The sequence below is a fragment of the Pseudomonas sp. ADAK2 TE3594 genome, assembly GCF_053628675.1.
The window spans coordinates 3,646,655-3,667,450 of the sequence record NZ_JBRJGV010000001.1 but is presented as its reverse complement, the minus strand read 5'-3'; the positions used below and the strand labels follow the sequence as shown (position 1 = coordinate 3,667,450).

25 protein-coding genes and 1 pseudogene are annotated in these 20,796 nt (G+C 57.3%); 13 read left to right on the top strand and 13 right to left on the bottom strand.

The genetic code is table 11. From position 1 onward, the window contains the following. Positions 1-7 precede the first annotated feature (7 nt). Positions 8-640, top strand: coding sequence for a glutathione transferase (yfcF, locus tag AB7M22_RS16205; protein WP_454187085.1), 633 nt, complete (start codon positions 8-10; stop codon positions 638-640). Between the two features lie 15 nt (positions 641-655). Here yfcF and AB7M22_RS16200 read toward each other — a convergent pair whose 3' ends face one another. Continuing rightward, the gene (locus AB7M22_RS16200; RefSeq protein ID WP_454187084.1) at positions 656-1,453 is read right to left on the bottom strand and encodes an alpha/beta fold hydrolase; all 798 of its coding nucleotides are present in this window, start codon (positions 1,451-1,453) and stop codon (positions 656-658) included. A gap of 133 nt (positions 1,454-1,586) precedes the next feature. On the opposite strand from AB7M22_RS16200, the gene AB7M22_RS16195 reads away from it, so the two are divergent. Both AB7M22_RS16195 and AB7M22_RS16190 read left to right on the top strand, forming a co-directional pair. Continuing rightward, complete coding sequence (locus tag AB7M22_RS16195) at positions 1,587-1,976, top strand: c-type cytochrome (protein WP_454187083.1); 390 nt, start codon at positions 1,587-1,589, stop codon at positions 1,974-1,976. 131 nt (positions 1,977-2,107) lie between these two features. Continuing rightward, positions 2,108-2,443 carry a hypothetical protein gene (locus AB7M22_RS16190; protein WP_008008496.1) on the top strand — a complete coding sequence of 112 codons (336 nt, stop codon included), beginning with the start codon at positions 2,108-2,110 and terminating at the stop codon, positions 2,441-2,443. Positions 2,444-2,613: 170 nt separating this feature from the next. On the opposite strand, the gene AB7M22_RS16185 is transcribed toward AB7M22_RS16190, so the two are convergent. Beyond that, complete coding sequence (locus tag AB7M22_RS16185) at positions 2,614-2,919, bottom strand: panthothenate synthetase (protein WP_454187082.1); 306 nt, start codon at positions 2,917-2,919, stop codon at positions 2,614-2,616. A gap of 363 nt (positions 2,920-3,282) precedes the next feature. Here AB7M22_RS16185 and AB7M22_RS16180 point away from each other — a divergent pair, with 363 nt between their 5' ends. After that, positions 3,283-4,218 carry a Ppx/GppA phosphatase family protein gene (locus tag AB7M22_RS16180; RefSeq protein WP_454187080.1) on the top strand — a complete coding sequence of 312 codons (936 nt, stop codon included), beginning with the start codon at positions 3,283-3,285 and terminating at the stop codon, positions 4,216-4,218. A 191-nt stretch (positions 4,219-4,409) separates the two neighbouring features. Here the strand turns inward: AB7M22_RS16180 and AB7M22_RS16175 are convergent, their stop codons facing one another. Further along, the gene (locus AB7M22_RS16175; protein ID WP_454187079.1) at positions 4,410-4,928 is read right to left on the bottom strand and encodes a phage infection protein; all 519 of its coding nucleotides are present in this window, start codon (positions 4,926-4,928) and stop codon (positions 4,410-4,412) included. Positions 4,929-5,215: 287 nt separating this feature from the next. Further along, on the bottom strand, positions 5,216-5,974 hold the full coding sequence (locus AB7M22_RS16170) for a sulfite exporter TauE/SafE family protein (RefSeq protein ID WP_454187078.1): 759 nt from the start codon (positions 5,972-5,974) through the stop codon (positions 5,216-5,218). 154 nt (positions 5,975-6,128) lie between these two features. Here AB7M22_RS16170 and AB7M22_RS16165 point away from each other — a divergent pair, with 154 nt between their 5' ends. After that, positions 6,129-7,037, top strand: a complete 909-nt coding sequence (locus tag AB7M22_RS16165) for a LysR substrate-binding domain-containing protein (protein WP_454187077.1) — start codon at positions 6,129-6,131, stop codon at positions 7,035-7,037. Between the two features lie 326 nt (positions 7,038-7,363). Here the strand turns inward: AB7M22_RS16165 and AB7M22_RS16160 are convergent, their stop codons facing one another. The 3 genes from AB7M22_RS16160 to AB7M22_RS16150 all read right to left on the bottom strand — a co-directional run bounded on the left by AB7M22_RS16160 (position 7,364) and on the right by AB7M22_RS16150 (position 10,578). Continuing rightward, complete coding sequence (locus AB7M22_RS16160; protein WP_454187076.1) at positions 7,364-8,395, bottom strand: IS110 family transposase; 1,032 nt, start codon at positions 8,393-8,395, stop codon at positions 7,364-7,366. A 141-nt stretch (positions 8,396-8,536) separates the two neighbouring features. Next, positions 8,537-9,004, bottom strand: coding sequence for a hypothetical protein (locus AB7M22_RS16155; RefSeq protein WP_454187075.1), 468 nt, complete (start codon positions 9,002-9,004; stop codon positions 8,537-8,539). 197 nt (positions 9,005-9,201) lie between these two features. Then, positions 9,202-10,578: a hypothetical protein gene (locus tag AB7M22_RS16150; protein WP_454187074.1), complete on the bottom strand. Its 1,377-nt coding sequence runs from the start codon at positions 10,576-10,578 to the stop codon at positions 9,202-9,204. Positions 10,579-10,990: 412 nt separating this feature from the next. Between AB7M22_RS16150 and AB7M22_RS16145 the strand changes: the two genes are divergently transcribed. The 5 genes from AB7M22_RS16145 to AB7M22_RS16125 all read left to right on the top strand — a co-directional run bounded on the left by AB7M22_RS16145 (position 10,991) and on the right by AB7M22_RS16125 (position 14,792). Further along, complete coding sequence (locus tag AB7M22_RS16145) at positions 10,991-11,605, top strand: hypothetical protein (protein ID WP_454187073.1); 615 nt, start codon at positions 10,991-10,993, stop codon at positions 11,603-11,605. Between the two features lie 111 nt (positions 11,606-11,716). Further along, on the top strand, positions 11,717-12,412 hold the full coding sequence (locus AB7M22_RS16140; RefSeq protein WP_454187072.1) for a tRNA (adenine(22)-N(1))-methyltransferase: 696 nt from the start codon (positions 11,717-11,719) through the stop codon (positions 12,410-12,412). A gap of 109 nt (positions 12,413-12,521) precedes the next feature. After that, the gene (locus AB7M22_RS16135; RefSeq protein WP_454187071.1) at positions 12,522-13,118 is read left to right on the top strand and encodes an eCIS core domain-containing protein; all 597 of its coding nucleotides are present in this window, start codon (positions 12,522-12,524) and stop codon (positions 13,116-13,118) included. A 189-nt stretch (positions 13,119-13,307) separates the two neighbouring features. Continuing rightward, on the top strand, positions 13,308-14,144 hold the full coding sequence (locus AB7M22_RS16130; RefSeq protein WP_007905734.1) for an AraC family transcriptional regulator: 837 nt from the start codon (positions 13,308-13,310) through the stop codon (positions 14,142-14,144). A gap of 51 nt (positions 14,145-14,195) precedes the next feature. Further along, positions 14,196-14,792 carry a LysE family translocator gene (locus tag AB7M22_RS16125; protein ID WP_454187070.1) on the top strand — a complete coding sequence of 199 codons (597 nt, stop codon included), beginning with the start codon at positions 14,196-14,198 and terminating at the stop codon, positions 14,790-14,792. A gap of 52 nt (positions 14,793-14,844) precedes the next feature. Here the strand turns inward: AB7M22_RS16125 and AB7M22_RS16120 are convergent, their stop codons facing one another. From AB7M22_RS16120 to AB7M22_RS16100, 5 genes are read right to left on the bottom strand one after another with little or no spacing between them, the layout of a single operon-like run. Next, on the bottom strand, positions 14,845-15,345 hold the full coding sequence (locus tag AB7M22_RS16120) for a GNAT family N-acetyltransferase (RefSeq protein WP_454187069.1): 501 nt from the start codon (positions 15,343-15,345) through the stop codon (positions 14,845-14,847). Positions 15,346-15,372: 27 nt separating this feature from the next. Further along, positions 15,373-15,693: an isochorismate lyase gene (locus AB7M22_RS16115; RefSeq protein WP_454187068.1), complete on the bottom strand. Its 321-nt coding sequence runs from the start codon at positions 15,691-15,693 to the stop codon at positions 15,373-15,375. 41 nt (positions 15,694-15,734) lie between these two features. Further along, entirely contained in the window at positions 15,735-16,277 is a 543-nt protein-coding gene (locus AB7M22_RS16110) for a histidine phosphatase family protein (protein ID WP_454187067.1), read from the bottom strand. A gap of 17 nt (positions 16,278-16,294) precedes the next feature. Further along, positions 16,295-17,383, bottom strand: coding sequence for an SDR family oxidoreductase (locus AB7M22_RS16105; protein WP_454187066.1), 1,089 nt, complete (start codon positions 17,381-17,383; stop codon positions 16,295-16,297). 10 nt (positions 17,384-17,393) lie between these two features. Then, positions 17,394-17,810 carry an ester cyclase gene (locus AB7M22_RS16100; RefSeq protein ID WP_454187065.1) on the bottom strand — a complete coding sequence of 139 codons (417 nt, stop codon included), beginning with the start codon at positions 17,808-17,810 and terminating at the stop codon, positions 17,394-17,396. Positions 17,811-17,931: 121 nt separating this feature from the next. Here AB7M22_RS16100 and AB7M22_RS16095 point away from each other — a divergent pair, with 121 nt between their 5' ends. The 3 genes from AB7M22_RS16095 to AB7M22_RS16085 all read left to right on the top strand — a co-directional run bounded on the left by AB7M22_RS16095 (position 17,932) and on the right by AB7M22_RS16085 (position 20,102). Next, positions 17,932-18,843, top strand: coding sequence for a LysR family transcriptional regulator (locus tag AB7M22_RS16095; protein WP_454187064.1), 912 nt, complete (start codon positions 17,932-17,934; stop codon positions 18,841-18,843). A gap of 80 nt (positions 18,844-18,923) precedes the next feature. Next, complete coding sequence (locus AB7M22_RS16090) at positions 18,924-19,583, top strand: LysE family translocator (protein ID WP_454188825.1); 660 nt, start codon at positions 18,924-18,926, stop codon at positions 19,581-19,583. A gap of 57 nt (positions 19,584-19,640) precedes the next feature. Continuing rightward, positions 19,641-20,102, top strand: coding sequence for a hypothetical protein (locus AB7M22_RS16085; RefSeq protein WP_454187063.1), 462 nt, complete (start codon positions 19,641-19,643; stop codon positions 20,100-20,102). 53 nt (positions 20,103-20,155) lie between these two features. Here the strand turns inward: AB7M22_RS16085 and AB7M22_RS16080 are convergent. Next, positions 20,156-20,663, bottom strand: a pseudogene (locus AB7M22_RS16080) (AAA family ATPase). Between the last annotated feature and the right edge of the window lie 133 nt (positions 20,664-20,796).

Here is a 20,796-nt window from a genome sequence, read left to right as displayed (position 1 = left end):
TGTCCTCGTGAATGATTCCCGCCTGCGCCTGTACGTTGATGCTCAATTCACCAGCCCCTATGCCATGTCGGTTTTCGTGGCACTTCGCGAAAAGGGCATCGAGTTCGAACTGAGCCCGCTGGACCTCGACGCCTTCGAAAACCAGTCCGAAGACTATGCCAGCCTCTCGCTGACCCAGCGTGTACCGACGCTCGTGCATGGCGACTTTGCCTTGTCTGAATCGTCGGCGATCACTGAATACCTGGAAGACGTTCTCCCTCAGACGCCGGTTTACCCGCAAGAGCTGACGCAACGCGCGAAGGCACGACAAATCCAGGCGTGGCTGCGCAGTGATCTGCTGCCCATCCGGCTGGAGCGATCCACACTGGTGGTGTTTTATGGCCTCAAATCGCCGTCCTTGTCGCCCGCTGCCGAGTCGGCCGCGCGCAAGCTGATCAATGCCGCACAAGCGCTGCTGGCTGACGGCCGCAAGTACTTGTTCGGGCAATGGTCGATTGTTGATGTGGATCTGGCCTTGATGCTCAACCGGCTGATACTCAACGGCGATGCCGTGCCATCCGCGTTGGTGGAATACGCGCAGCGTCAATGGCAGCGGCCTGCGGTGCAGGAGTGGGTCAAACTGCAGCGTCCTGCGCTGTAGTGGTGTGAAATCAGGTCAATTGCGCTCAATAAATTGCACGATCACCTGATTGACGATCTCCGGATGCGTAATCGGCCCCATATGACCGAGCCCCTCGAGTTCTACCACTTCAACGTTTGGCAGTGTGCCGGTCAGTAGCCGTGCCACTGCCCGTGACGATGCCGGTGAATCCTTGCCGACCATGAAAAGCACTGGCAGGTTGAGCGAGCGGAACGCCTGCAATGGCGTCGGCTCGTTCAACAAGGCGTGAGCCCAGCCCTGCACATTGGCCACCGCGGCGGCGATGGAAGGCTTGCGTTGTTCCGGGGTTTGCTCCCAGGCCCCGGCACCCATCCAGTAGTCAATGAAGTGCTGGGCCGCTGCGTCCAGGTTACCCGCCTCAAGTGCCAGCCCGGCGTTTGCGACGACTTCACGAATGGCATCCGCCTCATTGGGTGGGGGCGATTCGGCGTCGAGCAGGGCAAACAATGTCGGCTTATACAACGCCATGGCGCGCACCCGGCCAGGGTTCTGCAACGCCGTAATCAACGCCACCGCCCCACCATAAGAGTGACCGACCAGAATGAGCGGTTCGCCGGCGCGGGCGAGCACCGGCTCGGCGAAACGCGCTTCTTCACTGAGGGTGACGATTCGATCGGTGGGCCACGCCGGGCTCTTGCCGGCGCCAAACGAATCGAGCGCCAGAACCCGAAACGTTGCAGCCAGGTGATCTTGCAGTCCACGCCATTGCACCGAGTGACTCGCATTGGCGTGAAAGCAGACAACGCCCGGGCCTGCGCCAGCGTCCCGATAAAAGGGTTCGACGGGTTTCATTCTGGCGCTCCTGCAACGACGTTAAAGGGACGAAGAGGGTTATAGATTAACTTCAAGGCTTCGGTGTAGCAGCCAGTCATGATGAAATAGCCGCCCGTTTTTGCTGTCAGCAACACCTGATTTGGAGCACCACATGAAAAACGCCGCCGTCCTTACCTTCGCCTTGATGCTCAATACCGGATTATTCAGCATGCAAGCAGAAGCGGCGGGGGATGCTGAAGCCGGTCAGAAACTGTTTAACCGCATCTGCGGCGGCTGTCATCAAGTAGGGACTTCGGCACGGGGTTCTTTTGGTCCGCAACTCAATGGCATCTTCGGGCGTCCTGCGGGAAGCACGACGGACTACCAGTACTCAACCGCGATGAAATCATCAGGCCTCATCTGGACTCGCGAAACACTTACCGCCTACATCGAAGCGCCAAAAGAAGTGGTCCCCGGAACCCGGATGATTTTCTGGGGGCTCAGCGATCCGGAGAAGATCGAAAATCTGTTGGCCTACCTTCAGACATTTCAGCCGCAATAATCGATGCCTCATCAACCTGTTTTTGCAGTGCTGCATAAAGCCAGCATAGGTGATATCAATGAGCCACTTCGTCCGTTAAAGTATGCACCGCCCGAGAGACGGATCCCGGGCATTTCTAATGGAGTGACTCAGTGAATTATCTCAGCAAAGTTGTTGCCGTAGCCCTGTTCGGTCTGGTTCTGGCGGGTTGCACCGGCACCCCGATGAAGACTCAGCAGTACGACAGCAACCAGTACACCGTTGTCGGCCACAGTGAGGCGACCGCCACTGGCCTCCTGCTCTTCGGCGTCATCCCGATCCAGCAGAACAACCGTTTCATCCGCGCTCAGAACGCCGCGATCAAGGCCAAGGGCGGCGACGCGATGATCAATACCCAGGTGCAGGAAAACTGGTTCTGGGCTTGGGTCCTGACCGGTTACACCACCACAATCTCCGGTGATGTGGTCAAGCTGAAAACCGTTCAGTAAGCGACAGGCTCTGCCTTTGTGGCGAGCACGCTTGTGGCGAGCGAGCTTGCTCGCGCGGGGCTGCGTAGCGGCCCCAAAAATCCGACAGCAATTGCCGATTTTTGTGAGTGCTACGCACTCAAGCGGGAGCAAGCTCCCTCGCCACAGGTTTCCCTCTCATTGATCGCACCTCACGCCCAGGCTTTACCGAGCTCCTCCAGACCGGCGTTTTGCAGTTCCTGCGGGCTCATGACCACACGCAGTTTGCAGTTGGCCTGAAAGTTGAGAAAGAAGGGTTCCGCATATCCGGGAATTTCGGAAGGGTCTTCTATATCGATCAGAAAAATCCCACTTCGCATTCCATCCTGCTCAGTGAAATAAGCCGCCTCCGGCTTAATGGTTTCCAGGACGCGGTTCATGACTTCGCCGACTTTCCCCGACCTGACAAGCGCGTTGAAAGGCTCATGGGGAAACTCGACCATCAGTAGCATTTTCATTATTCGATACTCTGTTGAGGTGGCGTGCTCCTTACCCGGATCCTTACTCCTGACGATGATGCCGCAAGCCGGGCGTTCAGCCGTGCCAGCGGTGGTGTGTGGTTAAGAATAGCGAAGGGTTCGAGGCAGCCGGGGCAGAGTTACGGACGGTCGTTCTTGATGATTCAGTGGCGAGGCCTGGCAGCGTCAAGGCGGCGGAACGCTACGGTTACCCAGGCAGGTTTGCCCGGTGTCTGTTCTTTCGAAAAGGTTTGAGGGTGTCATCATGATGTCATCGAACGAATGGCAAGCTCCTCGCAAACCGTCTTGAGCGCTCAGACGGAACTCCGTCTGCGGGCTGATGAATTTGCCAGGAACCCCTCTATGAAAGGAGACGCCTCCCTGTTTGCGGCCATTGACTTGGGGTCCAATGCGTTTCGCATGATGATCGGCCAGTCGGTCAGGCGCAATCAGGGGTTCATGATCCAGGAAGTGAAAACCTTGCGCGAGCCTGTCCGTTTGGCGGAAGGGTTTCAGGGAGGGGCGCTGGACGAGCTGGCGCTGGATCGGGGATGGCAAGCGCTCGCGCGATTTGGCAAAAAACTGCGCGGCTTTGAGGCCGGTCGCGTGCGGGCAGTGGCGACCAGTGCCGTCCGCGAAGCCGATAATGCCCAACTGTTTCTGGCCAGCGCGGAGCGGCACCTGGGCTTTCGTATAGATGTCATCTCTGGGCATGAAGAGGCGCAACTGGTGTACGCCGGTGTTGCCCATACGATACCCAGTACTGAAACTATGCGTCTGGTCGTGGATATCGGCGGCGGCTCTACTGAATTGATTCTGGGGCAGGGCACTCAGCCTCTCTTGACCGAGAGCATTGCCATTGGCAGCGGCACTTTTGGCGCGCGTTATTTTCAGGGCGGCTGCATATCGGCGAAGGCGCTCCTGGAGGCCGAGCGCGTGGCCACTCTGCAGTTTGAAAAAGTTACCCGTCGTTATCGCGCGCTGGGTTGGCAGCAGACTATTGGCTCTTCAGGTACTGCACGGATGCTGGCCAAAGTGCTCAAGGCCAATGGCTTGAATGACGATGGTCAAAGCGGTATCACCTACGGCGGTCTGTTGCGCTTATCGTTGCGTCTGCTGGAAGTGGGGCATGTTAAACAACTCAAATTGGCGGGCTTGCCACCCCATCGGCTGAATATCTTGCCCGGTGGCCTGGTGCTCATGTTGGCGGCGTTCAAGGTATTCGGCATCTCGCACATGAGTCCTTCCGAACCGGGCTTAAGGTTGGGCGTTCTTCATGGCCTTATGTCCAAACACTAAATGACGTCGCTGCTGTAAGAACAGAATTGTTATTTAGATCAAAAAGAATGTCACTGTGAAGACAGGTTAGCGATGCTCGAGTATCAGCGCTGACCCATCTTTGATGATCCCGTCGGGCACTAAAAACGCATGAAAAAACCCGGCTGATGAGGCCGGGTTTTTTGGTTGAGTGTTGCGAAAAAGCCACTCATTCATGCCGCACGATTCTGAATCAAACGATCCGAACCACCTTCAGCGACGCGATTCTCGATCAGGCGATCCGAACCACCTTCAGCGACGCGATTCTCGATCAGGCGATCCGAACCACCTTCAGCGACGCGGTTCTCGATCAAACGATCCGAACCACCTTCAGCGACGCGGTTCTCGATCAAACGATCCGAACCACCTTCAGCGACGCGGTTCTCGATCAGACGATCCGAACCACCTTCAGCAACGCGGTTCTCGATCAAACGATCCGAACCACCTTCAGCGACGCGGTTCTCGATCAGACGATCCGAACCACCTTCGGCAACGCGGTTCTCGATCAGACGATCCGAACCACCTTCAGCGACGCGATTCTCGATCAGACGATCCGAACCACCTTCAGCGACGCGACTTTCAATCAGACGATCCGAGCCGCCTTCAGCGACAACCGGGTGAGTAGAAGACGTGGCAAAAGCGTTAACTGCAAAAACCGAGAAAGCGATACTGAGGATGATTTGGCGTTTCATGATGGTGTGCTCCGGGGTGTTATTGGTTGGGTATGGAGCGGATGTTACGCCGAGGATTTTTTATGAGAACTTCATTGACGTGATGGTGACTATCGATGCCAGCAATGGTTGAAACGTAGTGGGCAAGTGCCGCGTCCATGCCGGGCAAACCGGCGCCATGAGCACACGTCTCAACGACAAAGCACAATGCCAGCCAGTTAAGCAGTTTCAGGCGTGACGCATTCCTTGTAGCAGCAGGCTTCGCCAGCTGCTACAGATCGCGGGATGCATGTAGTTTTCCTTCAGGTTTACACGAACAGGTCATAAGACAGCTTGCCGATCAGGATCACCAGCAACACCAGGAACAGAGTCCGGACAAAGGGCACGCCTTTATGAACCGCCAGCCACGTGCCGGTCAGCGCGCCCAGGATGTTGAATGCCGCCATGGGGATTGCGATGAGGTAGAGCACGTTACCCGTCGGAATGAAGAATATCAGCGCCGCTACGTTGGTCGCGATGTTCACCAGCTTGGCCGACGCCGAGGCATGAAGAAAGTCGAAGGCGAAGCAGCGGATAAACAGGAAAATCAGGAAGCTGCCAGTGCCAGGACCGAACAGTCCGTCGTAGAAACCGATGGCACCGCCGATGACGATCGCCAGCAGTTTCTCCTTGGTACCGATGCGCATGGGTTTGTGCAGGGCGCCGAAGTCTTTTTTCCAGAAGGTGTAGATCGCCATCAGCACGATCAACACCAGCACCGCCGGCCGGATCATCGACTGGGGGACGGACGATACCGTGGCCGCTCCGAAGAAGGCCATGACAAAGGCCGAACAGGCGGCGGGGATCACCAGACCCCAGTCGATCACCACCTTACGCACGAAGGACCGGGCCGCGAATGCGGTGCCGCAGGCTGCCGCGACCTTGTTGGTGCCCAGCAGCGCCGCCGGTTGTGCCGTGGGCAGCACGTTGAACAACGCAGGTATCTGGATCAGTCCGCCGCCGCCCACCGCCGCATCGATCAGGCCAGCGGCGAAGGCGAACACGCAAAGGATGACAATATCGATCATGAAATCAGGCTCTGACGATGAAGGGGGGGGAGCGTCCGGCGGCTTCTACGTGTTTCATCGCATCGGCTTGCCTGCGTCCTTGAGCAGGAAGGTTAACGGAAGGGCTTTTAATGTGTTGCAATACCACGTTGTGAAAAGTGCAACGAGGTGGCGCATGGCATTGGATATGTTGGGGGAACTTGAAGCCTTCGCAACGGTGGCTCGCAAGCGCAGCTTCGTCGCGGCGGCACGTACACTGGGGCGCTCCCCCAGCGCGCTGACCCGCGCTGTTCAAGCCCTGGAGGAAAGTGTCGGGGTCAAGTTGTTCAATCGCTCCTCCAATGCCGTGAGCTTGACCGAGGCGGGTGAACGCTTGTTGCCCCACGCTTACAAAATGCTGGATCTGCAACGCGAGGCGGATGAAGACCTGGCCGGCATCAGCGGCCAGGCCTACGGCTGGGTCCGCTTTTCCGCCCCCGAGTTTCTCGGGCACGGGGTATTGCCCCGGTTGATCGCGCAGTACAGCGAGCGTTATCCAGACGTGAACGTCGATGGGATTTTCACCGATGAAACCATCGACCCGGCCAAGAGCAAACTGGATTTCTCGATTCGTGGCGGGTATCCGCAATCCAGTGATCTGATCGGCTTTCCACTCTGGAGTTATTCACGTTACCTGTACGCCAGCCCCGGGTACCTGGAGCGGCGCGGGACGCCCGACTCCATCGAAGCGCTGGAGGCGCACTCGCTGATCCTGCACACGGCACCGCGGATTCTCAAGGAGTGGAATTTTCGCCGTGAGGCGCAGGCCATCAGCTTTCGGGCTGATCCCAAGTTTCGCTTCAACTCCGGTTCGGCGGTGTTCCAGGCGGCCCTGGCGGGCCTCGGCATCGCCCGGCTGGCGGACTGGATGGCGGAGCCCGAAGTGGAAGCGGGGCGCCTGCTGCGGGTCTGTCCCGAGTACAAACTCACCTCCAGCAGCGGTGAGAGCCCGCAGATGCACGCGGTGTACCCGGCCGGGAATCTGCCGCTGCGGGTGAAGTCATTGTTGGAGGTGATCCGTGGTTTTGGCGATAGCCTTGATTGAAAGCATGCGGTTACGCTTTAGGCGGCTGGACTGCAAGGCACCTTGAACTGAATGTCCGTATATGGACTCCTCCTCATTGCAAGCCCCGTTGCTTTGGCACCCGTGCCGACTGCACACGTATATTCGGCCTCTTACTGCGGCATCGTTTTGATGCAGGGCCATGATGGGCTATTCGCGCGCCGGCTCCCGATCGCTTTTTCATGCTTTTCGCACTTGGACATTCGAGGGTTTTGCCGACGCCGGTTCGACCGGTTTGCCATCGTTCAGGTTGCTTCGCAATCGTGGTTAAGAGTTGTTTCTCTCGTAGAACACGCCGGGTAAATAGATCAGGCCGCTGCCTGATTCGGTTGGTAATCAGTACCGTGACGCAGCATCGCCCAAGCCATGCGTGCAGTTTTGTTGGCCAGTGCAATAGCGGCCACATTGGGATGCGATCGCTCGGCTAAACGAACGGCCCACTGGCTGAGCCGATCCTCTTTGGATTTGGCTGTGCGTAGCGCCGAGCGTGCGCCATGCACCATCAATGTTCGCAGATACGTATCACCGCGCTTGCTGATACCGAGCAGTCGATCCTTACCACCAGAACTGTGTTGCCTCGGTGTCAGTCCCAGCGAGGCGGCAAACTGTCGGCCATTGGCAAACTGACGGGCATCACCGAGAGCGACGACGAGCGCTGTGGCGATCATTGGACCAACACCGCGCAGCTGTTGAAGGCGAACGGCGGACGGCTCGTTTGTCGCGATCGCAGTGATCTCGCCGTCGAGCTTGCATACACGCCCATCCAGCGCACGAAGGTCGTCCCACAAACCATCCAGCAGACGACGAAAGCGTGCCGTCAAACCGTTATCCACATCCTCTAGCCAGCACGGTATTGCACGACGCAGCATCAGCAATTCCTTCGGTGCAACGAGGCCGTACTCGGCGACCAGCCCACGGATCTGATTGGCTTTGGCCGTCCGCTGTTCGATTAAGCCGGCCCGGATGCGATGCGTCGCCTGGATATCCTGTTGTTCGATCGTCTTGATGGCGACGAAGCGCATGCTGGGACGGCTCATCGCTTCGCAGATCGCCTCGGCATCGTTCGCGTCGTTCTTGTTGCTTTTGACATAAGGTTTAACGAACTGAGGGGCGATCAGTTTGACTCGAAATCCGAGAGCTTCGAGTTGCCGCGCCCAATGATGGGCCCCACCGCAACTCTCCATGCCGATCTCACAACCAGGTTCGACCTTTTCCAGCACCGTTTGAAGCCAGCGATCACGTGGTAGCCGCTGCCGCCAGATCGGCTTTTCATGACAATCCACGCCATGGATCTGAAACACGTTCTTGGCCAGGTCGACCCCAATTCGCATAAGCTTCATGTGTGGACTCCTTCTCACTGTTGACTGTGGTTCGCACTTTCAGTCTGGCACTCAAGATGCCGAAGTGAGGAGGAGTCCATCCCATTGCTTTTGGCCAATCTGTTGCATCGACCGGTTGAATCCACAACCCATAGCTACCGCTCATGCAGTCGTATCCCAATAGAAATGGATGTACTCATCTTCATATTCCGCGAACAGCGAAACGATGAACTCCGTCTTCATTGAGTACATCAAAAGCGCTCCAACGAAACCGGTCGACTCATGCAGCGGTTGTTTGAGCGGAGCGATCAAATCGATCGCCTGATCCGCAACCATCTGATTGAAAACAGCTTCCGAGATCTCCTCAAACTTAGCGTCGGAAACGTATCCCGCGAAATAACTTTCTCCACCAGGCCGCCAATCGATCCATTCCGCGAAAAGCCAGAAATTTAATCCGTTCTCGCCTTGCCGCTTGCGGACTCTGGTTACCCTGATGCACTCCTCAGATGAGCGGGTTCGGAAGGCGCTTTGTGGATAAACGGTGTAGTAGATGCCGGGGCAATGATTGTGCGCTGTCCAAAAAGTCAGTTGCTCACTGGAGAGTTGATCAAAGTCGCTTCTGTCGAACATGGAAGAACCTAATGTTTGCGTCATGCCAAAGGTAGGAGCCCGATAGTAGCAAGATGCAGCGAAGATCCTTTTTTCTGCCAGTCGCGAAGGGCAGCAATCGAGCCGATTGTTGCCTGTCACGACCGACTGAAATCGAATCAAAGTAGCCCCTTATGCAGTCGTGTCCCAATAGAAATGGATGTACTCAACTTTATGCGTTATTCCGCCGCCCTGAGCGTGTTGATCTGGACTATGAGCGTTGAAGTATCGGCGGTTTCCACGAACAGGTCATAGGCCTCTAGGTAGAGGTATGCATTACTTGTCTTCAGGGCGTTATTGGTGACGCAAGTAACCTTGCGGGCCATGCCTTGCAGTGAGGCGACTGTTTGTGTGGCAGGAAGGGATTCACCTACCGAACACTCAAATTTCTGCACGAATGGTTTGCCATTGCTCTGAGTGAAATGTTTGCTGTAGGCGATAGCACTCCCGGGTTTGAGCTTTTGCCAATCGCCATCCAAGTCGATGTTCGTGAGAGTGCTTTGCTGAGTGGTTTTGCCCGCGAGTTCAGTGCTGCTTGTCGCGGCAAGTTCGATCATCCCGCGCCAGCGCAGGCTCACACGCTGGCTGCCCAGTGCCCCCGTCGCTTGCTCGCGCCATATGCCGCGGGCCGGGCCCGGTTGCAGATACAAGTCCATTGGGTGGTCGTTGACCACGGCGCGCGGCACGAGCGGGGAGCTAGCGTTGTACGTGAACTGCAAATGGCTGAGCGTGTGGGTCGGTTGTCCTTGAGGCAGGGCGCTGACCTGTGTCAACAATGTCGCCGGTAGCTCCGGTGTACGCATGTCCGGCGGTAATTTTTGACGAGTGACTGGCGTGGCGAGTTTCGCCAGGTTGGCGGGCTCGGCGCACACAGCACCAATCAGCCGGGCGCGTTGCTCTTTGTCCAATGCACTGTCAATTGGCTGAACAGGCGGCGGCAGCAAGACCTGATCGCCTAAACGATAAACCAGGCGGGTGCTGGCTTGGCGGGTAGCACAGTCCACCTCGAGACGCTCGAACTGGCGGCCGTAGGGCTTCCCTTCGCTTTCGTCCAGACGGGTGCGCCCAAAGTCGATGCCCGCCCAGATCGAACGTCGGGAGTTCTCGATGACCAGGGTTCCCGGGTCCAATAACAAGAGGTCTTCGCTGTCACCGGGAAGCTGCTTCCAAGCGCTGTCCCTGACCGCGTGGCACATCTGCTGAGCGATGTTCCGCGCCGTGTCTGCTGGCAGAACATAAGGGCTGCTCCACCTCTTTGCATCTCGATAATCCATGGCTAATGTCAACGAATCGCAGGTCGCGAAAAGCCGGGCCTGGGTGGCTGGCTCGGTGCCTTCAGCCGGTACGTCAACCATCACCAAGGCAGTTTGGGCGAGTCTGAAAGTGCTATCCAACGGCAGCGGCCGGGATTGTACCCGGGTCGCCATGGCTCGATTTTTCGCCTCGCGCGCGGCAGTCTCGCGCTTATAGTAATCGGCCATCCCGTTGCCTTGCAGGGCACAACCCGTCAGGGTCACAGCGATGGCGGCGCCCGCCAGGCGAAATAGAACATTCACTGCAAACAGCTCCTTGGCACCCCCGGAATTCATCGCGATAGCGGGCGCGTACTTTGTAGGGTAATTGAAGTTTTGACGTTATTTGCGGCGTGGCCGAGACAGTGTCCCGTGGTAGTCGGAGGCCAAGAAATATCGAGGAAACTGCACTCCGAGTTTGTGCGGGGGAACTCATGGACGGTCTTTCGTCGGTATCTGAGTATCGAGCCCATCTGCAAGTCGGCTTAACAATCAAAAACTTTAGGGCAGGGGGAGGGCGGGTCTCAAAAGAGACTTCTCTGTTCTCTCCCCGGCGGACGGGCAACGATTCCACCTACTTACGTTCAAGCTTCAGCCAGAGCCGCCGACAATGACTGTTTGCCATTTTAAATTCGGCTAACGGCTCCTGGCTGTAGTACTCAATGGACGACCCCCAATGCTCAAATGCTTACTACCACTTGTTGTTGTCTTGTCCCTGACTGGCTGCTCAAGCAATTCGCAAAGCCAATACACAGATCAGGTCCAGTCCAGCAATACACCAATCGCTCATTCATTCCAGGAAGCCATTCGCCAGTCACCGGCCACTCCACTACCGATCAATCGTGGCCTGTTTCCGGTGCGATGGGAGATCAGCCCAGCAGAGCCACGCATTGTCATGGGGACGCAGCAAGGCAACTACCGACTGTTCAACTTCCGTTTGCTCAAGGGCCAGACTTACGTGATCAACGTCAGCTCAATGTGCAACAACATGTGCGTGGGGTTTGCGAAAAGTGCTCTGAAACCCAAAGCAGTGGTGCTCGATGCTCAAGGTAATATCGTGGCTGATAATTTGGTCGGCCCCAATGCTCTGGCAATTGAATCGTCCGGCGTCGCGCCCGCCGATGGCACCTACTTTTTGCTGATCGCTGCGGATAACCGAGCCCCGGGGGAGCAGGTTTCTATCATCAACACACCGATAGCAGGGTACCCAGGTGTGAGTATGCCGATAGGTATGTCAAGCGCGCCGTTCGGTAAAGTCATCGCTTACGTCGAGTTTCCGAACGAACCATAAGAGGGGCATGAGCCAATGCCGGCACTTTACCCTGCCTCTCTCTCCTAGCATGATGGGCCGCCCGCACCAATGCCAAAGGTGCCGGACTTTCGTGGTGAATAGGAACTGCAGTTGAACGAACAGACATTGTCCATGCGCCTGGAGCGCGTGGCGGCGCATGTACCAGCAGGTGCGCGCCTGGCCGATATCGGCTCGGATCACGGCTACTTGCCGGTGGCGTTGCTGCGCCGTGGCGCCATCGCGACGGCGGTGGCCGGTGAGGTGGCATTGACGCCGTTCCGCTCGGCCGAACGCACCGTGCGCGAGAACGGCCTGGACCAGCGGATCATCGTGCGCCTGGCCAATGGCCTGGCGGCGCTCGAACCGGGAGACGGGATCACGGCGATCAGCATCTGCGGCATGGGCGGCGAGACGATCCGCGACATCCTCGACAGCGGCAAGGCGCGGCTGAACGGCCAGGAGCGCCTGATCCTGCAGCCTAATGGCGGCGAGCAGCCTCTGCGCCAATGGCTGATGGAAAATGGCTACCGCATCCTCTGCGAGGAAGTACTGCGGGAAAACCGTTTCTACTACGAAATCCTCGTCGCCGAGCGCTCCGAGCCGGTGATGTACACCGCCGAGGAGCTGTACTTCGGCCCGCTGCAGATGCAGGCACGCAGCCCGGCGTTCCTGTCCAAGTGGCAGCGCATGCTGCGCCAGAAGCAGAAGACCCTGACCGACTTCGCCCGGGCGCGGCAGGCCGTGCCGGAAGAGAAGGTGCAAGACCTCACCCGGCAGGCCCGGTGGATTACCGAGCTACTGGCTTGAGCACTGCGATTCTCTTGGGGGCGCTTGGTTCAGGACTACGCTAAAGCTATGCGCGTCGACGATTAATTGTCACCCACTGTTCGCGCTGCGTCCGTCCCTGGAGCGCCCAATGCCGCCCATCACCACGCGCCTGGTGGCGCTGTTTGTTCTTTGCCTGACGCTTGAAGTGCCAGCCCAGACCAACGCCTGCCCAGCAGGCGAGAAACAAGTGTGCCTGGACGGCTGCATCTGCCTGCCAGACGTGGGACAGGTGCTCGGTCCGCTGCCTGATGGCATCTACCAGATCGCGGCACCTGCCCTGGCGCTGTGGCTGACCCAAGCCCGCGCTGAAGCAGCCAACGGCGGTATCCAACCCATTCCTGCGCACATCCGAGAGCAACTGCAGCGCTGGTACGACCCCAGCGTCCTCGATGCCGCGCACTACAAAGTTAGCGACAACGGCCAATTCAACGCCGCCACTGCCATGCTGCAAAACCCCGATGTCGGTGCCGTGACGCTGATCGACATCATCCTCTTCCGGGACGCTCAAACCGCAGAACAGAACATCGCGCTCTGGGCTCACGAACTAAAGCATGTGCAGCAGTATCAGGAATGGGGGGTAGAAGGATTTGCCCAGCGGTATACACAAGACTTCAATGCTGTGGAGGCACCGGCTTATGCCATACAGGCTGAGGTCAGACGGTCGGTGCGGGACGGGACTTACTGAAGAGTTGCGAAGCGGCCTGTCACCGAGGGGAGTTATCGACCGAATGCAGACATCAGTAGCTATCGCAAGGTTAATGAGGATGCATTTGCCGAGGAACCTGCACAAATCTTCTAAACGTTCTTTTCCATTGTTCGGTAATTTAGTCGTCCGTACAGATCAACGCTGAGCCATGACCTATGGAGCCTATCCGTGGATAGACGCAACTGGATTGAGCTGTCCCAGGACGCCGATACCGGGATTGAATCGATTCGTGCCCATTTTCAGGGGCATGCCTACGATCCGCACTGGCATGACAGTTTTCTGGTGGGGGTCACCGAGCAGGGCGTGCAGCAGTTCAATTGCCGGCGCGTTCGCCATCTCAGTACGCCGGGCAAGGTATTCATGCTGGAACCGGGGGAAATCCACGATGGGCATGCGCCGACCGAGGAGGGCTTTACCTATTCCATGCTCTACCTCGATCCGCACTGGCTGGAGCGGGAGTTGCACGCGTTGTTCGAGCACGCGCCGGCCAACAGTCAGCCGGGTTTTGCCGACACCCTGAGCCAGGATCCGCGCCTGGCCACTGCTATTTTTCAAGCCTTCCACGCGCTCCATGAGGGCGATTTGCGCATTGTGCGCCAGAGCGCCATCGACACTTTGTTGGGGGCTCTCACTGGCCACCTTGATTGGCGCAAGCGTCAGGCCTTTGATCCGCGCCTGCCGTGGGTGGCCCAGGTGGCGCGTGACTATTTGCATGCCCATGTCTACGAAGACATCGGGCTGGATGATCTGGCCCAAGCCTGTGGTGTTGATCGCTTTCGCCTGACGCGGGCCTTCAAGGCTGCCTTTGGGCTGGCGCCTCATGCTTATTTGATCCAGCTGCGCCTGGCCAAGGCGCGACAGTTGCTGGCGCGGGGCGAGTCGCCGGCGCAGGTGGCCAGTGCCCTCGGGTTCGCCGATCAAAGCCATATGGGGCGCTGGTTCCGCCGTGCCTACCAGCTCACACCCGCGGATTACCGCAAGCGCTGCTCAAACCTTCCAGACTGAATCCCGCTGACCCGCGACCATGGTTTCCTACTTGATCAAGGAGTCCATGCCATGGAGTCGTTACTGCCTTTCCTGCTGTTTGCGTTCGTTGCCTCGATTACTCCGGGGCCGACCAATATTCTGGTGTTGAGCCACAGTTCACGGCGGGGGCTGGGTGCCACGCTGCCGATCATTTTTGGCGCATGCGTGGCGGCGGCGCTGATTGTGTTTGCAGTCGGGCTCGGCGTGGGCGAGACGCTGCTGCGGTTTCCGCGTGTGCAGCAGGCGATGGCCTGGGTCGGGGTGCTCTGGTTGACTTGGCTGGCCTGGCAGATCTTTCAAAGCGCGCCGCCGTCCCTGGACGCGACCGCCCCGCACGACGAGGGGCTCAGTGTGTTCGGCGCCGCCACCCTGCAATTGGTCAACCCCAAGGTCTGGATGATGGCAGTGGCGGTGGTCAGCGTATTTGTCAGTGGCGGCGACAAGACCCTGCGGCTAGTGGTGTTGTCGCTGATATTTCTGTTGGTCTCCTTGCCGTGCATGACCCTGTGGGCGTTGCTCGGCGTGGGTAGTGCTCGGGCTTTTGGTTCGCCACACGCGTTCAAGCGCATGAACACTGCACTGGCTTTTTTGCTGCTGGTGTCGGCGTGGTTGACCGTGCTGGTGTAGATCGAACATTGCCCGGGCAGGGCGAAGCAAGTCACAGCTTGCGGTCACTCATCTAAATCAAAAGGCCAAGCCGATACTCGTGCTCTGTCCCTTCTTGCCCAGATATCGGTTCGATCAAGAAGCCACACCGGTTGAGTACTTTTGCCGAGCCGATATTTGCAGCGTATACGTTGGCAACCAGTTGTTTAAGGTTCCAATGCAACTGCGCCTCCTGGATCAGATGCCTCACCGCCAGCGTTGCCAGCCCCTGTCCGCAAGCGCTTTGAGCAATCCGGTAGCCGACTTCTGCCGACCCCTCGGACATGTCGATGCCTTTCAGGTTTGCTCGACCCACTATTTTTCCGCCAGCATCTTCGATGACAAATGGGTGCCAGGTTCCGGCGGCAAAACCAGATAAATAAGTCGCAATGTGGTCGGTGACGCCCTGCACCGAGTAAAAAGCAGCATCGCGCGCGTCAATGAAACGCTCGAACCACTCGCGATTGTCCAGTTCAAATGTCAGCAACGCCTCAGCGTCAGTACTTTGCAGGGTACGAATTCTGACGGGGTTCATAAGGTCGCTTCCCTTCAGGCACCAGAATCAGGTTTCGGATTGATGGGCCGTCCAGTGCTTCATCTCTTCGCCAATGAAGTGGTTCACCAGGTCGCTGTACATCTTCTCGATGGCATCCGGGCTCAAGCCCTCGGTCTCGGCCCACTCGCGACGTGTCGCCAGCATCGCCTTGAAACGGCCCGGCGCACGCACCGAAGTCGCTGAGGTCTTGAACTTCGAGGCCGCCAGTACGTATTGAAAACGCTTGCCCAACAGCTTGATAACGGCGTGATCAAGGGCATCGATTTCGCGTCGGATGTCCTCCATGCCTTCACACTCTGCGGGTTGTAGTTGATTGATGACTTCCATGTAAGTGACTCCGTTTGTTGAAAAAGATCGTGAAGCACCTCTTAAACACCGCCGTATTGATACACCGTTGCACTCCAATACTGGCTGCCGTTACGTTTTTGCCGAGTCCATCCATCTGCCACCAGTTGTTTGGCGATCATTCGATTCATAAAGCCATGACCGAGCAGCAGAACCGGTCCTTCGCTGGCAAGGGACTGAAGTCGTTGAGCTGCCGTGCTGGCGCGCATCCTCGCAGTGCCGACGGATTCGACTTTGCGTGAGTAACCGCACAACCATAAGACTCGAAGGATAAATGCCCAGGTAAACGGCGATAGCCGTGGCAGTTTCCAGTGACCATAAGGCAGTTGCGCCTCACGGAAAAGCGCGTCGACGAGGCCGGGTTTCAGGCCAAGAGCCTGGACGGAAGTCAGCGCACGAGGCGCGTTGCTTGAGACAATCACCGTGGCGGTTGCGGCGAGCTGCATGCTGGCATCCGGGACGGGTTGGTTGGTAATTTCGGACCGGTCGTATTGTTCGATCCAGTCTTTCATATCGAGCGCTGACATTTTGTCGGTTGCGACCAGCTTTGGCTGGCCGTGACGCATCAGGATTATTGTCCTGCTCACTGTATGTTTACGTCCTTGTTCAGGTGTGCGGTCAATGTGGAAGGAGTGCGGTTCCGGGAACTTAAGGTTTGACTCTCAAACCAATCGTGATCGCGGTACCACGCCACGGTGTCAGTGAGTGTCAGCTCCAGCGCCCGGAAACTCAGGCCAAGCTCTTGTTCACTCTTGCTGTGGTTGAAACAGGTGCGGTCCTTCTCTCGTACCAACAGGCGCAACGTGGCCATGCTCAGCAGAATGGGCTTGCCGGTAATACGCGCATAGATCTCCTGCACCGCCGCCAAGGTGTATAGCAAGGGCAGCGGTAGTTGTCGAACGGGCGTCTTGACGCCCGCTATACGTCCCAGAACAGGCACCAGCTCGCGCATTGTCATATGCCGGCCCGCCGCGAGATAGCGCTCACCGCGCCGTCCATGTCTGGCTGCGGCAATCTGTGCCAACGCCACATCGCGGGCATCGACAACGGAGAAACTGCCGGGGATCAATCCGGGCAATTTGCCGCGCACGACATCGTTAACCAACTGTCCGGAGGAGGTCGGGCCAATGTCGGCAGGGCCCCACATCCAGCCAGGCAGGACCATGCAGGCATGCATCTCGGGATGGCGTTCCAGGAACGACAAGACGACACGGTCGGCGAGGATCTTGCTGCGGTAGTAGTCATCCGCATCGGCGTCGGCCCGCAGGCAAGTTTCATCGATTGACGTGCCGGGTGCGCCGTCGAGCACGGCGATGGAAGACGTGTGGATGAAGCGTCGGATACCGGCGTTGTAGGCCTGTGCAAGCAGGCGCCGCGTACCCTCCACGTTAATCTTTTCGAGTTCCTTCCAGTGACTGCCGCCCTTGTAGTTGTCGCGAAAGAACGCGGCAGTGTGAAACACCGTATCGCAGCCTTGCAGCGACGCTGCGAACGCGTCGACATCGGCCATGTCGCCAACGACCAGTTCCACACCCTGCAAATGCTTGAACTGCTGTTCACCTTTGGCTATTGAACGAACCAGGGCTTTGACCGCGCAGCCACGAGCGATCAGTTCTCGCACCAGGTTGTTGCCCAACAAGCCGGTTGCGCCAGTAACGAATACGCTGTGCATCGCTCAACCCTCAGCCTGCTCGGCTAAAAAATGACATCAACACCGCACTGTCGAAGAAGACCTCTTCACGGATGGCCAGCCCCTCTTTGAAGGTGAAGTGTGCGGCGTAGTACACGGCAATGTGGCGGCCATGGGGTGGAATCACCCGGTCCGGCAGTACTAATGGTGCGGTGAAGGTGCCGGTCAGGAAGGCGGTCAGTGCCAAACGATCGTCACTGACGGCAAATGGGCTGAAGGTCAGTTGGGCATCGGGGAACGCTTCGAGTAATGCGATTTCTCGTTTGCGCATCGATTCGCGACCGGTTTGCATCCCCATCCCATCGAAGTAGATGAAGTCTTCGCAAACCAGCGTAAGCATCGCTTCCACATCACGGCGATTGAAGGCGCTGGCGGCGCGTTCCGCAAAGTCGTTGGGGCCAGTAGTCATACAGTCCGTTCCATTCCATTCGTTTCGAGGGCGTGTAGATATACCGTTGACGCCTCTGCCGAAAAACAGCGACTGCTGCATAATGGCTTTGCACATTTGCAAATCAGGGAAGATATGAAGCATGGCTTCGCAAGCAAACTGGGACGATCTTCGCCTGCTGTTGGCAGTCTCGCGACGCGGCAGCTTTCTTCAGGCCGGCCAATTGCTGGGGATCGCCGCATCTACTGTATCGCGACGGCTGACCCAACTTGAAGGTGCACTTGGCGAGCCACTCGTCGAGCGGGGGGTTGAAGGGTGCTGGTTGACCCCGCGAGGCCAATCCCTCGTGGACGTTGCCCTGGCTGCAGAAGCGGGCTTGAGGCGTCAAACCGTTACGGGCATGTCCGAGCTACACACAGAGCTATCTGGCACCGTCGTGGTCAGTGCAGGGGAGGGGTTCTCGTCTTGCGTGCTCGAGGCCGCGAGTCGCTTCACCTCTGTGCACCCGCGATGCTCGGTGGAGTTGCTGATAACAGCCGACTTTCACAAGATCGTCCGCGGCGTCGCAGACATTGCCGTACGCACAGCTCATCTGGGCGAGCCGTCGTTGATTTATCGCCCCATAGGCAGGCTCGCTTATGGTGTCTTCGCCGATGCAAGTTATCTGAAACGGTTTCCAGGGGTGACTCCGGCCACTGCGGTCAATATTGCCTTGCTTCCTCCGCTGGATATGTTGCCGCAAATGTGTGTGGCAAAGGCCGCGGGTCTGGAACGCACGCAGATCAGCGTGAACTCGTTCGCAGCTCAGCTCGAATCGGTGAGGCGAGGTATGGGCGTGGCAGTGCTGCCCCGTATTCTGGCGAAGGACCTGATCGGGGTGTTCCCGGATATCCAGCTTCCAGATATGGAGGTCTATCTGGTGACCCGGCCGCAGGCATTGAAACAGGCTCACATCAAATGTTTTTTTGTCATCCTGGAGCAGATGCTGCTTGAAGCCATTTCCATAGAAAGTGTTGAAGGTGACCTCTTGGGGGAGGCGCCCCGAAATGGGTGAATAAGGGCAAATACATCTTCTCAAATTCAGTGGTTTTGACTTTGCAACCTGGTAGGGGCACAGTCTGGCGCTACGTGGGGATGGATGCCTCGGTGAAGCTTAAGGAGAATGCCGTGTTTCCGATCAATATCTGGCTTGCCTACACTGCCGCGTGCTTGCTATTGGTACTCGCACCAGGCCCGGACAATCTGCTGGCCGTAGGCCGAGGACTCAGTCAGGGCAGGATAGCCGCTATCGTATCGGGCATGGCATCCGGGGCGGGAATTCTCTTTCATGTGGCAACCGCTTCACTCGGACTGACTTTGCTTATGCAGACGTCTGCAGTTGCCTTCTGGGTCGTCAAGCTCATCGGCGCCGGTTATCTACTTTGGCTTGGCATAAAAGTCCTGCGCTCTCGTAGCCTGATTAGCTTCCAGCCAGCGACTCGGCAATCACTGCCGAGCATTTTCCTCACGGGATTACTCTCGGCAGCACTCAATCCGAAGCCCGGGTTTTTCGTTCTTGCATTCATCCCTCAGTTCGTCGACCCACAACGCGGCTCAGTGAGCGTGCAGATGCTGGTGTACGGCATATGGTTCGCCGCACTGACGGCAGTGGGATTCGCACTTATGGGCGTATTTGCCACTGCACTGTCCCGATTTTTGCGTCAGAGGCCACGACTGGTAAATGGCCTGAACGTAGGGGCAGGACTCACCTTCGTTGCTTCGGGAGTATCGATAGCGGCACTCAGCCAAAAATAGGATCAGTATATTGGCGTCGCGGGGCCAAGATTTCAGCCTCGCTGAGCCCCGGTGATTATGAAAACTGACGACTTTAAGACTTATCTTTCAGGGCTGAGATCATGGCTCGGTATAGCCGCAAAATTGTCATTCGCCGTCAGAATTTTGTTCGCATGCTGCCTTTTGATCGCAACCGCTAATCACATCCGTGCAGACGTTTCGCATGGTTTGTTCTGGGACTACGGATACGGGCCTGGCACTTACTTGGCCAGCCGTATTTTCTGGGGGGCGCTTACGTTTTTTGACCCGCTTGCAGCATTGCTACTTTTCATCAAGCCAAGAGCCGGAATCGTGCTTACGGCAGCGATTATTTTGGTCGACGTAATCCATAACACTTTTTACGTCGCGTTGAAGCAACAGTGGCTGGAGCCGTTCTACCTGTCCCAGGTAGCTTTCCTTATCGTAGTATTCCTACTCTCACCCATCGCTTGGAATGACCCTGTTCGGGACGTAGCGCTCACCAATTCAGTACGGCTGTGATTCGCTCCACACGCCTGCTGATCACACCTTGCTACGTCGGGCTTTAGCGAACGCTACTCCCCGGATAAAAATCGTTTGGTGATCATTGCCACTGCCTCCGCTGGAGATGTCAGGGCCGTGTCTATATTAAACGGGGCGTTATCCCACACCTCATATTCATGATCCAATACAGACTGCCAGGTTGGTGGCGTCAGCCCGGGAATATCAATCTTCCTGGTTTCTACTCGTCGCCGATGTTCATGTTTATCAGAGCAAACCACCTGGATATTCACTAATGGAGCACCAGAGCGTGTGGCGATTTCGCTCCACGCCTTTCGGCTTTCGATTACTGGGTTAACGCAGTCGACTATGACCGTGCTGCCAAAAACGAAGATTGCTCAGAGCAAGCTCATTAGCGACCATGTAACCGCTCCGCCCCACGTCTTGTGCCAGACCACCGGAATTTCGGATAGCCTGCTCAATCGTATCGATCCGCAGATACACAGCACTTGTTCTGGTGGCAAGGTCACTTGCGATAGTCGTCTTTCCGGTACCTGGAAGGCCGCTGAAGACAATGAGCATTTTATGTCCTTCGGTTAGTGAGTTAATCCAGTCTAGGCGGTTGCCCGCATGACCGGCAGCTGTCGACCGCGGCTGTGTAAAAACATAAGCAGTCGTTGAGATCTACTTGTTGTCACTTTATGTTATTCGTTTT